Annotated in this window: 10 protein-coding genes; 9 read left to right on the forward strand and 1 reads right to left on the reverse strand. The window is 63.5% G+C overall.

Annotation, left to right across the window (positions count from 1 at the left end):
• The first annotated feature begins 30 nt into the window (after window positions 1-30).
• From C0058_RS12315 to C0058_RS12355, 9 genes are all read left to right on the forward strand, one after another.
• On the forward strand, window positions 31-822 hold the full coding sequence (locus C0058_RS12315) for an enoyl-CoA hydratase/isomerase family protein (protein ID WP_023658721.1): 792 nt from the start codon (window positions 31-33) through the stop codon (window positions 820-822).
• A 41-nt stretch (window positions 823-863) separates the two neighbouring features.
• Window positions 864-2,024, forward strand: coding sequence for an acyl-CoA dehydrogenase family protein (locus C0058_RS12320; protein WP_008436052.1), 1,161 nt, complete (start codon window positions 864-866; stop codon window positions 2,022-2,024).
• Between the two features lie 18 nt (window positions 2,025-2,042).
• Window positions 2,043-4,142 (forward strand): acetate--CoA ligase family protein, encoded by a 2,100-nt coding sequence (locus C0058_RS12325; RefSeq protein WP_102368691.1) that lies wholly within the window; start codon window positions 2,043-2,045, stop codon window positions 4,140-4,142.
• 11 nt (window positions 4,143-4,153) lie between these two features.
• Window positions 4,154-5,764 (forward strand): 5-guanidino-2-oxopentanoate decarboxylase, encoded by a 1,611-nt coding sequence (locus C0058_RS12330; protein ID WP_102368692.1) that lies wholly within the window; start codon window positions 4,154-4,156, stop codon window positions 5,762-5,764.
• A gap of 12 nt (window positions 5,765-5,776) precedes the next feature.
• On the forward strand, window positions 5,777-7,363 hold the full coding sequence (locus C0058_RS12335) for an ABC transporter substrate-binding protein (RefSeq protein WP_087694882.1): 1,587 nt from the start codon (window positions 5,777-5,779) through the stop codon (window positions 7,361-7,363).
• Between the two features lie 165 nt (window positions 7,364-7,528).
• Window positions 7,529-8,488 (forward strand): ABC transporter permease, encoded by a 960-nt coding sequence (locus C0058_RS12340; RefSeq protein WP_003208950.1) that lies wholly within the window; start codon window positions 7,529-7,531, stop codon window positions 8,486-8,488.
• Between the two features lie 3 nt (window positions 8,489-8,491).
• Window positions 8,492-9,319 carry an ABC transporter permease gene (locus C0058_RS12345; protein WP_102368693.1) on the forward strand — a complete coding sequence of 276 codons (828 nt, stop codon included), beginning with the start codon at window positions 8,492-8,494 and terminating at the stop codon, window positions 9,317-9,319.
• 2 nt (window positions 9,320-9,321) lie between these two features.
• The gene (locus C0058_RS12350; RefSeq protein WP_102368694.1) at window positions 9,322-10,941 is read left to right on the forward strand and encodes an ABC transporter ATP-binding protein; all 1,620 of its coding nucleotides are present in this window, start codon (window positions 9,322-9,324) and stop codon (window positions 10,939-10,941) included.
• Between the two features lie 9 nt (window positions 10,942-10,950).
• Window positions 10,951-11,649, forward strand: a complete 699-nt coding sequence (locus C0058_RS12355; RefSeq protein ID WP_003208945.1) for an NAD(P)H-dependent oxidoreductase — start codon at window positions 10,951-10,953, stop codon at window positions 11,647-11,649.
• A 124-nt stretch (window positions 11,650-11,773) separates the two neighbouring features.
• On the opposite strand, the gene C0058_RS12360 is transcribed toward C0058_RS12355, so the two are convergent.
• Window positions 11,774-12,850 (reverse strand): 3-deoxy-7-phosphoheptulonate synthase, encoded by a 1,077-nt coding sequence (locus C0058_RS12360; protein ID WP_102368695.1) that lies wholly within the window; start codon window positions 12,848-12,850, stop codon window positions 11,774-11,776.
• Between the last annotated feature and the right edge of the window lie 5 nt (window positions 12,851-12,855).

The following is a 12,855-nucleotide window of genomic DNA, read 5'->3' on the forward strand; positions in this document are numbered from 1 at the left end:
TCAAGCCAATTAAAATAATTCGAGGATTCCATGACTACAGATCCGTCCGTGCTCACTCAGGTGCAGGCAGGCGTTGCCTGGATCACCCTCAATCGCGGCCCCCAGCGCAATGCCCTGGACATCCCGACCCTCAAGCACCTGCATGCCTTGCTGGACGGTTTCAACCGCGACCCGGCTGTGCGCGTGGTGGTACTGACCGGCAGCGGTCGCAGCTTCTGCGCCGGTGCCGACCTTGCCGAATGGGCCGATGCCGAAGCCCGTGGCGCCCTCGAAACCTACGGCTGGACCGAAACCGCCCACGCCCTGATGACCCGCCTGCACACCCTCGACAAACCTACCCTCGCCGCCATCAACGGCACGGCGGTCGGTGCCGGCATGGACCTCACCCTGTGCTGCGACCTGCGCGTCGCCGCGCAATCGGCACGCTTCAAGGCCGGCTACACCAGCATGGCCTACTCGCCGGACGCCGGCGCCAGCTGGCATCTGCCGCGCCTGATCGGCAGCGAGCAAGCCAAGCGCCTGCTGTTCCTCGATGAATTGTGGAGCGCCGACCGCGCCCTGGCCGCCGGGCTGGTGGGCGAAGTCGTTGCCGACGAGCAACTGCATACCCACGTCGCCGAGCTGGCCACGCGCCTGGCCAACGGCCCGACCTTTGCGTTTGCCCAGACCAAAACCCTCATCCGCGAAGGCGCCGGGCGCAGCCTGCCCGAGCAGCTTCAGGCGGAACTCGCCGCCGGTTTGCTGTGTGGACGCAGCGCCGACGGTGCTGAAGCCCTGCGCGCCTCGATGGAAAAGCGCCCACCGAACTTCTCCGGCAACTGATTCCCCTTCAAAACACCCTCGAACGATCGACAGGTAGCGCCATGAATTTCCAGCCCAGCCAAGAACAAGACATGTTGGTGGACGCGGTACGCAGTTTTGTTGCCAAGGAGTTGTTGCCCCACGAGGAGGCGGTGGACCGCGCCGATGAAGTTTCGCCGGAGCTTGCCGCGCAGATTCGTGACAAGGCCATCGCTGCCGGTTTCTATGCCTTCAACATGCCGGAAGACGTCGGCGGTGGCGGCCTGGATTACCTGTCACAGGCGTTGATCGAGCGCGAGTTGTCGAAAGTCTCCTGGGCGCTGCATGTGTTTGTCGCCCGGCCGTCGAAAATCCTCATGGCCTGCACCGGCGCGCAGATTGGCGAGTACCTGTTGCCGTGCGTGCAGGGCAAGAAGATCGACTGCTTTGCCCTGACCGAACCGGGTGCCGGTTCCGACGCCAATGCGATCAAGACCCGCGCCGTGCGCAGCGGTGATGACTTTGTGCTCAATGGCAGCAAGCACTTCATCAGCCACGCCGGCCACGCGGATTTCGCCATCGTGTTTGCCGTTACCGACACCTACGAACACAACGGTCGCCAACGCAATGCGGTGACCTCGTTCCTGGTGGACCGTGGCACGCCGGGCATGACCATTCGCCGGGGCCCCAAGTGCGTCAGCAACCGCGGCTACCACACTTATGAAATGTTCTTCGACGACTGCCGCGTACCAGCCTCCAAAGTCCTCGGCGAAGTCGGCAAAGGTTGGGAAGTCGCCAATGCCTGGCTGACCGCAGGCCGGGTGATGGTGGCTGCCAACTGCGTCGGCCAGGCCCAGCGTGCGCTGGACGTTTCCCTGCAATGGGCGGCCGACCGCAAGCAGTTCGGCCAGCCCATCGGCACCTATCAAGGCATCTCGTTCAAGCTCGCCGACATGGCCACGCAAATCCGTGCGGCCGAACTGCTGACCCTGAACACCGCCTGGAAAATGGACCAGGGCACCATGACCGACGGCGAGGCCGGCATGGCCAAGCTGTTTGCCAGCGAAGTACTGGGCAAGGTTGCCGATGAAGCGGTGCAGATCTACGGCGGCATGGGTTTGATGGACGAAGGCCCGGTGGAGCGCATCTGGCGCAACGCGCGGATCGAGCGGATCTGGGAAGGCACTTCGGAAATCCAGCGCCACATTATTGCCCGCGAACTGTTGCGGCCACTGTTGCGTTGATCGGGTCGGAGAACGCTTATGTCCCAGGCTATTCGCGACAATCTCAAGCGCCTGCTGGCGCCCCGTCACCTGGCGTTTGTCGGTGGGCGCAGCATGGCCCGTGCCCTCAAGCGCTGCGCCGACGGTGGTTTTGCCGGCCAGATGTGGCTGGTCAACCCGCAACATGACAGCCTCGATGGCGTTCCCTGCGTGCGTCGCGTGGCCGATTTGCCGTGCGGTCCGGATGCGGTGTTTATCGCTACCAATCGCGAGCTGACCCTGACCTGTGTCGCCGAACTGGCGGCCATTGGCACCGGTGGCGCCATCTGCTACGCCTCCGGGTTTGCCGAAACCGGCGCCGAGGGCCAAGCCTTGCAGCAACAACTGCTCAAGGCCGCTGGCGAGATGGCACTGCTGGGCCCCAATTGCTATGGCCTGCTGGATTACCTGCACAGCTCGGCGTTGTGGCCGGTGGCCCATGGCGGCAAGCCGGTCGAGAAGGGCGTTGCGGTGCTGACCCAGAGCGGCAACTTTGCCTACAACCTGTCCATGAGCGACCGTTCGCTGCCGGTGGCCTATATGGCATCGGTGGGCAACCAGGCGCAGTTGGGGGTTGCCGAGTTGATGGACGTGCTGCTCGACGAGCCGCGCGTTACAGCGATTGGCTTGCACCTGGAAGGCTTGAAGAATGTGCCGGGGTTCGCCCGTGCGGCCCACAAGGCCCTGGAAAAAGGCATTCCGATCATCGCCCTGAAAACCGGGGTGTCACAGATCGGCGCCGAGTTGGCTTTGAGTCATACCAGTTCGTTGTCGGGTTCTGATGCGCTGTACGACAGTCTGTTCGCGCGCCTGGGTGTGATCCGGGTCAGCGGGCCGGTGAGTTTTGTCGAGACCCTGAAAGCGGCGGCCTGCGGTAATCTGCCGGCGGGCAACAGCCTGATCGCCCTGGCCTGTTCCGGTGGTGATGCCGGGTTGATTGCCGACTACGCCGAGCGCAACGATTTGAGCCTGCCGAAGCTCGACGAAGGCCAGCGTGAAGAGTTGGCGCAGGTGCTGCCCAGCTACGCCAATCTGGTCAACCCGCTGGATTTCACCACGGCCATCTGGGGCAACAGCGACGCGCTTAATACGATGCTCGACACGGCACTGCGCACCGAAGCGGATGCGGCAATGCTGGTGCTCGACTACCCGGCGGAATTTACCGGTGAGCGCAAGGAGTGCGACCTGCTGCTGGAGCTGTTTTGCAGCGCACTGGCTCGTCACGGCAAGACTGGCTTTGTCACCTCTGCATTTCCCGAATTGCTCCCGGCCCACGCTCGCGAGCGCCTGCATGCCCAGGGCGTTGCCGCGTTGCAAGGCGTGGAAGATGCGCTGGCGGCCTGGGGCCGGATTGCTGACTATCAAAACAATCGCCGGGCGTTGTTGGCGCGGGGTGAGTCGATACTGGTGCCGCTGTGCCCGCAAGCGCTTGAGCAACACGGACAGTCGCTTGATGAGTGGGATTCCAAGCAGGCTTTACGGGCTTTCGGCCTGACCACGCCAGCCGGTGTCTTGAGCACTCCCGAGCGGGCCATCGCCGATGCCAAAGTGCTGGGTTACCCGCTGGTACTCAAGGCCGTCAGTGCCGACTTGCCGCATAAAACCGAAGCCGGCGCCGTGGCGCTCAACCTGCAGGACGGTTTCGCCTTGACTGCCGCCCTGGCCCATATGCGTGAGCGGATCGCGGCCTATGCGCCGGATGTACCTTTCGATCATCTGCTGCTGGAATCCATGGCTACGCCGCCGTTGGCCGAGCTGATTGTCGGCATCAAGCGCGAAAACGACTTCGGCCTTGCGCTGGTGATCGGCGCTGGTGGAATCCTTGTGGAGTTGCTCAAGGACAGCCGCAGCCTGCTGTTGCCGACCACCGACGACGCAATCCGCAACGCCTTGCTCAGCCTGCGCAGCGCCGCATTGCTGCAAGGCTTTCGCGGACGCGAAGTGGCCGACATGGAAGCTCTGGTGGCGGCGATTCGTGCGGTGGCCGACTACGCCTGCGCCAACGCCGGGCAGTTGCTGGAACTCGATGTAAACCCATTGCTGGTCAATGCCCGGGGCGCCACGGCGGTCGATGCATTGATCCGTCTCGCCCAGGCGTGAAGGAGATGACAATGCAAAGCAAAACCTTGACGGGCGGCCAGGCCCTGGTGCGATTGCTGGCCAACTATGGTGTCGACACGGTGTTCGGGATTCCCGGCGTGCACACGCTGGAGCTGTATCGCGGCTTGCCGGGCAGCGGCATTCGCCACGTACTGACGCGCCACGAGCAGGGCGCCGGCTTTATGGCCGACGGTTATGCGCGGGTCAGCGGCAAGCCGGGGGTGTGTTTCATCATCACCGGGCCGGGGGTGACCAACGCCGCGACGGCGATCGGCCAGGCGTATGCCGACTCGATTCCGTTGCTGGTGATTTCCAGCGTCAACCACACCGCCAGCCTCGGCAAAGGCTGGGGCTGCCTGCATGAAACCCAGGACCAGCGGGCGATGACCGCGCCCATCACTGCGTTTTCGGCAGTAGCGTTGAGTGCCGAGGATTTGCCGGAGTTGATCGCGCGGGCCTACGCGGTGTTCGACAGTGAGCGACCGCGCCCGGTGCATATTTCGGTGCCGCTGGATGTACTGTCGGCGCCGATCAAACGGGACTGGAGCAATGAGGTGGTGCGCCGTCCCGGACGCGGTTTGCCATCGGCTGAAAGCCTTGATCAGGCAGTGGCAAAACTGGCCGCGGCCAAGCGCCCGATGATCATTGCCGGTGGTGGTGCACTGTTGGCGGCCGATGCCTTGCAGCGCTTGAGTACGCAGTTGGCGGCGCCGTTTTTCAGCAGTGTCGCCGGCAAGGGATTGTTGCCGGTGGAGCATCCGCTGAATGCCGGTTCGACCCTGTGTGTCGAGCCCGGCTGGCAGCTCATCGCCGAGGCGGATGTGGTGTTGGCCATCGGCACCGAAATGGCCGATACCGACTTCTGGCGTGAACGCCTGCCGATTAATGGCGAGCTGCTGCGGGTGGATATCGACCCGCGCAAGTTCAACGATTTCTATCCTTGCGCCGTCGCGTTGCGCGGTGATGCCCAGCAAACGACGCTGGCTTTGCTGGAACGCTTGCCAGCCACGCCGCGCAACGCGGATGCCGCCACCGCTGCGGTCGCGACGTTACGCCAGGCAGTCAGCAGCGGCCATGGTCCGTTGCAACGCATTCACCAGGCGATTCTCGACCGCGTGGCCGCCGAGTTGCCCGCCAATGCCTTCATCAGCAGCGACATGACCCAACTGGCTTACACCGGCAACTACGCCTTTCCCAGCAACGCCACCCGCAGTTGGCTGCATCCCACCGGCTACGGCACCCTGGGCTATGGCCTGCCGGCCGGTATCGGCGCCAAGTTCGGCGCACCGCAACGGCCCGGCCTGGTGCTGGTGGGCGACGGGGGCTTTCTCTACACCGCCCAGGAACTGGCCACGGCCGTGGAAGAACTGGACAGCCCGCTGGTGGTGTTGCTCTGGAACAACGACGCCCTGGGGCAGATTCGCGACGACATGCTGAACCTGGACATCGAACCCATCGGCGTACTGCCGCGCAACCCGGACTTTGCCGCCCTGGCGCGGGCGTTCGGCTGCACGGTCAGCGAGCCACAGAACCTGGATGAGCTGCAGACGGATTTGCGTAACGGTTTCAAGCGCAACGGCGTGACCTTGATCGAGTTGAAGCATGCCTGTGTGAACCTTTAGAGGAGCAACACCATGAGCGAAAACAACAACAAAATGACTCAAGCGATGCACCGGCGGGACTTCCTCAAGCACAGCGCCGTAGCCGGTGCCGTGGCCGCCGCGTTTTCCATGGGCCTGCCGCTGCAGGCCTTTGCCGAGGAGGCCACGCCCAAGCCGGGCGGCGTGCTGCGCATGGGCCTGGCCGGCGGCAGCACCACCGACTCCCGCGACCCGGGATCCTGGGTAGACACCTTCACCTTCGTCGGCTTTTCGGCGGTGTACAACACCCTCACGGAAATCGCGGTGGACGGCAGCGCCATCCCCGAATTGGCCGAAAGCTTCGAGTCGACGCCCGACGCGCGCACCTGGACCTTCAAGCTGCGCCAGGGCGTGACCTTCCATAACGGCAAAAGCCTGACCGCTGACGACGTGGTGGCCTCGATCAACCATCACCTGGCAGCCAACTCCACCTCGGCGGCCAAGACGGTGATCGGCGATGTGGCCAGTGTCAGCGCCAAGGGCAGCGATGCAGTGGTGTTCGAATTGCACTCGGGCAATGCCGATTTCGCCTATGTGGTCGCCGATTACCACCTGGTGATCATGCCCGCCAAGGACGGCGCCGCCGACTGGCAGGCCGGGATCGGCACCAGCGGTTATCGCCTGAAAAGCTTCGAGCCGGGCGTACGCATGGACCTGGAGCGCAACCCGGATTACTGGAAGCCGGGCAGGGCACACTTCGCCAGCGCCGAGCTGTTGGCGATTGCCGACGGCGCAGCGCGGGTCAATGCGCTGGTCACCGGGCAAGTCGACGTGATCAACAAGGTCGACCTGAAAACCGTAGCCCTGCTCAAGCGCAATCCCACGCTGGTCATCGAAGAAACCAAGGGCGCCCAGCACTACACCTTCCCGATGTTGTGCGACAGCAACGAGTTCAAGAACAACGACATCCGCATGGCGATGAAGCATGCGATCAACCGCGAAACCCTGCTGGCCTCGGTGCTGCATGGCTATGGCCTGGTGGGCAACGACCATCCGATCCAGCCGGGCAGCCGCTTCATCAACGCCGCCCTGGAGCAGCGCACCTACGACCCGGACAAGTCGCGATTCTACCTGCGCAAGGCCGGTGTGGAGTCGCTGAAGGTGCGCCTGCAAGCTTCCGATGCCGCCTACACCGGCGCGGTGGATGCTTCGGTGCTGTTCAAGGAGCAGGCGCGCCAGGCCGGGATTGATATCGACGTGGTGCGCGAGCCGGCGGATGGCTATTTCTCCAATATCTGGATGAAGCAGCCGTTCACCACCTCGTTCTGGTACAGCAGCCTGACTGCCGACCGCATGTTCAGCATCGGCTACGCCAAGGGCGCGGCGTGGAACGAAACCCATTGGGATAACGACCGCTTCAACCAGTTGCTCAACGCAGCGCGGGGCGAGATGAACGCGCCGCTGCGCCAGGAGATGTACAACGAAATGCAGAGCCTGTGCCGGGACGACGGCGGGGCGATTGTGCCGTTGTTCGCCAGCTCCGTGGCGGCCCGCTCGAACCGCGTCAGCCATGGACCGCTGACGGCGCCGTATGGGGAACTGGATGGGTTGCGGTTGATCGAGCGGTGGTGGCAGGCGTGAAGATTTCAGATACGCCACAAATCAAATGTGGGAGCGGGCTTGCTCGCGAATGCGGTGGGTCAGTCTCTATCTGTATTGGCTGACACACCGCTTTCGCGAGCAAGCCCGCTGCCACATTGAACATTTGTCGCCTTCGAGAACATGCCCCACTCATGAGAACCGAACATGAATAGCCTATTCAAACTGGTACTCCAACGCCTCGCCCTTGGCCTGCTGTCGTTGTTCGCCGTCTCGGTGATCATCTTCCTGGCGGTCGGCATGCTCCCCGGTGATATCGCCCAGGCCATGCTCGGCCAGTCCGCCACGCCGGAAACCGTCGCCGCCTTTCGCGCCCAACTGGGCCTGGACCTGCCGCCCCTGAGCCGGTTCGTGCAATGGCTGCTGCGCCTCCTGCACGGCGACCTCGGCGCTTCCCTGGCCAACCAGCGGCCCATCGCCGAACTGATCGGCGCACGCCTGGGCAACACCTTGCGCCTGGCGGCACTGGCGGCGTTGGTCTCGGTGCCCCTGGCGCTGGTGCTGGGGATGCTCGCCGCGCTGTACCGCAACAGCTGGTTCGACCGCCTGCTCAACACCTCGGCCCTGAGTGCGGTGTCGTTCCCGGAGTTCTTCGTCGCCTACCTGCTGATCCTGGTGTTTTCGGTCAAGCTGGGCTGGTTTCCCAGCCTGTCCAACCTGGCGCCGGATGCCTCATTCGCCACCATTCTCGAACGTTCGGTGTTGCCGGTGGCCACCCTGAGCCTGGTGGTGATCGCGCAGATGATGCGCATGACCCGCGCCTCGCTGATCAACCTGCTGGCCAGCCCGTATATTGAAATGGCCCGGCTCAAGGGCATCAGCCAGTCGCGGATTATCTGGCGCCACGCGTTGCCCAATGCCCTGGCGCCCATCGTCAACGTGATCGCGCTCAACCTCGCGTACCTGGTGGTGGGCGTAGTGGTGGTGGAAGTAGTGTTTGTCTACCCGGGCCTCGGCCAGTTGCTGGTGGACTCGGTGTCCAAGCGCGATATCCCGGTGGTGCAGGCGTGCAGCCTGATCTTTGCCGCCACCTACATCCTGCTCAATACCGGCGCCGATGTGCTGTCCATCGCCACCAACCCACGCCTGATGCATCCCAAGGGGTAGACCATGAGCCTTCTCACACAAGTGGCCCGGGCGCCGTTGAGCGCGAAGTTCGGCCTGCTGGTCATCGTGCTGTACGTGCTGGTGGCGTTATTTGCGCCGGTGCTCGCACCTTACGGGGAAACCCAGGTGGTGGGTGACGGGTTTGCGCCCTGGAGCGGCCAATTCCTGCTGGGCACCGATAACCTCGGGCGGGACATGTTCAGCCGCCTGGTGTATGGCGCGCGCAACACCCTGGGCATCGCTTTTTTGACCACGGTGCTGGCGTTTTTGCTGGGCGGTTTGAGCGGCTTGATAGCCGCGATCAAGGGCGGCTGGGTCGACCAGGGATTGTCGCGGGTGGTGGATATCCTGATGGCGATCCCGCAACTGATCTTCGCCTTGCTGATCCTCAGCGTGGTGGGCACCAATGCCACCTCGCTGGTGCTGGTGATTGCACTGCTGGATTCGACCCGGGTGTTTCGCCTGTCCCGGGCCGTGGCGATGACCGTGGTGGTGCAGGACTTCGTCGAAGCCGCACGGCTGCGTGGGGAAGGGCTGTGGTGGCTGGTCACCCGCGAAGTGCTGCCCAATGCCGCGGCGCCATTGATTGCCGAGTTCGGCCTGCGGTTCTGTTTCGTGTTCCTGTTTATCAGCGCGCTGTCGTTCCTTGGCCTGGGCATTCAACCACCCACCGCCGATTGGGGCAGCATGGTCCGCGACAATGCGGTGCTGATTACCTTCGGCGACATCAGCCCGTTGCTGCCGGCCCTGGCGGTGGCGTTGATCACCGTCAGCGTGAATTTTGTCGTCGACTGGATGCTGCATAAATCCAGCGGCCTGAAGGAGTGTTGAGGATGGACAAGCCACTGCTGGAAATCCGCAACCTGCAGATCGAAGGGCATTACGAGGATGCCTGGCATCCGTTGATCAAGGGTATCGACCTGACGTTGCAACGGGGTGAGGTACTGGGGCTGATTGGCGAGTCCGGCGCGGGTAAATCAACCCTGGGCCTGGCGGCCATGGGCTTTGCCCGCGACGGTTGCCGCATCACCGGTGGCTCGGTGTGCTTTGACGGCATTCAGCTGCTGCAGGCCAAACCCGAAGCCTTGCGCAAGCTTCGAGGACTGCGGATTGCCTACGTTGCGCAGAGCGCCGCCGCGTCGTTCAACCCGGCCCACCGGCTGATTGACCAGCATGTGGAAACCGCCGTGATCAATGGCGGTATCAGTCGCGCCCAGGCTGAACGGGATGCGGTGGAGTTGTACCGCGTGCTGCGCCTGCCCAATCCGGAAACCATCGGTCAACGGTATCCGCATCAGGTGTCCGGCGGGCAACTGCAACGGGTGATGACCGCCATGGCGATGGCCTGCCACCCCGACCTGATCATCTTCGACGAACCCACCACCGCCCTCGACGTCACCACCCAGATCGAAGTGCTGGCGGCGATTCGCGATGCGGTGAAAACCTTCGGCAGTGCCGCGCTGTATATCAGCCATGACCTGGCGGTGGTCGCGCAGATGGCCGACCGCATCATGGTGCTGCGCCACGGCAAGCTGGTGGAGGAGGCCGAGACCCGCACCATGCTCAGCGCCCCGCAGCAGGACTACACCAAGTCCCTGTGGGCGGTGCGCAGCTTTCGCACCGAGCCCAAGGCCTGTCCCCAGCAGCAGATGCCGTTGCTGGAAGTGCGTCAGGTGTGCGCCAGCTACGGGCATCAGCCGGTGCTGCATGACGTGTCGATGAGCTTGCATCGCGGCCAGACGTTGGCGGTGATCGGTGAGTCCGGCAGCGGCAAAAGCTCCACCGCACGCTTGATTACCGGGTTGCTGCCGGCTACGGCGGGGCAGGTGCTGTATGACGGTGAAGCGTTGCCGGCGGACTTTCGTCGGCGCAGCAAGGAGCAGTTGCGACGGATCCAGATGATCTACCAGATCCCCGATACCGCGCTGAACCCGCGCCAGCGCATCGTCGACATCATTGGCCGGCCACTGACCTTCTACCTCGGCCTCAAGGGCAAGGCCATGCGCGCCCGAGTCGCCGAGTTGCTGGAGATGATCGAGCTGGACCCGGCCACCTTCATGGAGCGTCAGCCCCGTGAGCTGTCCGGCGGCCAGAAGCAACGTATCTGCATCGCTCGCGCCCTGGCGGCCGACCCACAATTGATCATCTGCGACGAAGTGACCTCGGCCCTGGATCAGTTAGTGGCCGAGGGCGTGCTGAAACTGCTCAACCGCATTCAGCAGCAGTTGGGCGTGGGCTACCTGTTTATCACCCATGACGTGGCCACGGTGCGCGCCATTGCCGACGAAGTGGTGGTGATGCAGCGGGGCAGGGTGGTGGACCAGGGCAGCCGCAGCGCGATCTTCACCCCGCCGTATCAGGACTACACCGGCCTGCTGTTTTCATCGGAGCCGGAAATGGACCCCGACTGGCTCGACCATTTGCTGGCCGAACGGGCCGCGCTTACTTCTTGAGGAGTTTTTATGAAGGTGTTGATTGTCCACGCCCATCCCGAGCCGCAGTCGTTTACCGCGGCCTTGCGTGACCAGGCCACGGCTACCCTGCAAGCGCAGGGGCATGAGGTACAGGTCAGTGATTTGTACGCGATGCACTGGAATCCCGTAGCCAGCGCCTCGGACTTCACCTCTCGGGAGAACCCCGACTACCTGGTGTATGCCCTGGAGCAGCGCCTGGGGGTGAAAAGCCAATCCATCGCGGCGGATATCCGGCAGGAGTTGGACAAGCTGCTGTGGGCCGATCTGCTGATCCTCAACTTCCCGATCTTCTGGTTCTCGGCGCCCGCGATGCTCAAGGGCTGGATTGACCGGGTGCTTGTGTCGGGCGTGTGCTACGGCGGCAAGCGGTTTTATGATCAGGGCGGGCTCGCCGGCAAGAAAGCGCTGGTCACGGTGACCCTCGGCGGGCGCGAGCATATGTTTGGCGAGGGTGCGATTCACGGGCCGTTGGAGGACATGCTGCGGCCGATCCTGCGTGGCACGCTGGCGTATGTCGGGTTTGAGGTGCTGGAGCCGTTTGTGGCGTGGCATGTGCCGTATATCAGCGCCGAGGCCCGGCAGACTTTCCTGCACAGTTACCAGCAGCGATTGGAAGGGCTGGCGGATGACCAGCCGTTGGTGTTTCCGAAGTTGGCGCAGTTTGATGAGGCTCTTTATCCACTTTAGTCAAGTGAATGAAGATCCAGTGTGGGAGCGGGCTTGCTCGCGAAAGCGGCGCGCCAGTTGATGCATGTGCTGGCTGAACCACCGCATTCGCGAGCAAGCCCGCTCCCACATTTGATCTTCATTGTCAGGCGCGATTGTGTGCCCGCAACCGCTCGGCAGCGCTGCGCAGCAGCTGTTCCGTGCCGTCCCAGCCCAGGCAGCCATCGGTGATCGAAACGCCGTATTTCATCGACGGGCTCAATGGTTGGCAGCCTTCAAACAGGTGGCTTTCGATCATCATGCCGATCAGCGAGGTGTCGCCCTGCAGGCGCTGTTCCAGCACGTCGTTGAACACCGCCGGTTGGCGCAGCGGGTCTTTGCCGCTGTTGGCGTGGCTGCAGTCGACCATGATCCGCGGCGCGACTTTGCTCTTGGCAAGGTCGGCGTGAACCTGGGCCACGCTCTGGCGATCGTAGTTCGGCCCACGATGGCCGCCGCGCAACACGAGGTGAGTGTCGGGGTTGCCCGGGGTCTGGATGATCGCCGGATGGCCCTGGCTGTCGACACCGAAGTGACGGTGCGGGTGAGCGGCGGAGCGCATGGCGTCACACGCGATGGCCACGCCGCCGTCGGTGCCGTTCTTGAAGCCGACGGGCATGCCGAGGCCGCTGGCCATTTCGCGATGAATCTGCGATTCGGTGGTGCGCGCGCCAATGGCGACCCAGCTCAGCAGGTCATCGAAGTAGCCGGCAGCCATCGGTTGCAGCAGCTCGGTGGCCACCGGCAGGCCCAGGCGCAGCATTTCACGCATCAGTTCCCGGGACAGGGTCAGGCCTGCGGCCATGTCGTCGCTGCCATCCAGGCGCGGGTCGTAGGCCAGGCCTTTCCAGCCGATGGTGGTGCGGGGTTTTTCGACGTAGGCGCGGATCACCAGCAGCATCTGGTCACTGACTTCATGGGCCAGTTTTTTCAGGTTGCGCGCGTATTCCATGGCCGATTCCGGGTCGTGGATCGAGCACGGGCCGACAATCACCAGCAGGCGTGAGTCTTCACCCTTGAGGATGGCGCGCACGGCTTGGCGATGGGCGTGGATCTGTTCGTTGAGGAATGGGCTCAGGGGCAGTTGGTGCTTGAGCTCAAGGGCACTGGGCAAACGCTGGGTCAGCGCTTCATTGGCGCAGGACAGGGTGGAAACAGGCAGAGCGGCGATCGAGGCGTTCATATTCG

Origin of the sequence: Pseudomonas sp. NC02 (assembly GCF_002874965.1) — a bacterium.
Taxonomy (GTDB): domain Bacteria; phylum Pseudomonadota; class Gammaproteobacteria; order Pseudomonadales; family Pseudomonadaceae; genus Aquipseudomonas.

What these genes read in the sequence shown, in the direction of transcription:
- C0058_RS12315 (WP_023658721.1), top strand. Translation starts at nt 31, where the DNA reads ATGACTACAGATCCGTCCGTGCTCACTCAGGTGCAGGCAGGCGTTGCC.
- C0058_RS12320 (WP_008436052.1), top strand. Translation starts at nt 864, where the DNA reads ATGAATTTCCAGCCCAGCCAAGAACAAGACATGTTGGTGGACGCGGTA.
- C0058_RS12325 (WP_102368691.1), top strand. Translation starts at nt 2,043, where the DNA reads ATGTCCCAGGCTATTCGCGACAATCTCAAGCGCCTGCTGGCGCCCCGT.
- C0058_RS12330 (WP_102368692.1), top strand. Translation starts at nt 4,154, where the DNA reads ATGCAAAGCAAAACCTTGACGGGCGGCCAGGCCCTGGTGCGATTGCTG.
- C0058_RS12335 (WP_087694882.1), top strand. Translation starts at nt 5,777, where the DNA reads ATGAGCGAAAACAACAACAAAATGACTCAAGCGATGCACCGGCGGGAC.
- C0058_RS12340 (WP_003208950.1), top strand. Translation starts at nt 7,529, where the DNA reads ATGAATAGCCTATTCAAACTGGTACTCCAACGCCTCGCCCTTGGCCTG.
- C0058_RS12345 (WP_102368693.1), top strand. Translation starts at nt 8,492, where the DNA reads ATGAGCCTTCTCACACAAGTGGCCCGGGCGCCGTTGAGCGCGAAGTTC.
- C0058_RS12350 (WP_102368694.1), top strand. Translation starts at nt 9,322, where the DNA reads ATGGACAAGCCACTGCTGGAAATCCGCAACCTGCAGATCGAAGGGCAT.
- C0058_RS12355 (WP_003208945.1), top strand. Translation starts at nt 10,951, where the DNA reads ATGAAGGTGTTGATTGTCCACGCCCATCCCGAGCCGCAGTCGTTTACC.
- C0058_RS12360 (WP_102368695.1), bottom strand. Translation starts at nt 12,850, where the DNA reads ATGAACGCCTCGATCGCCGCTCTGCCTGTTTCCACCCTGTCCTGCGCC.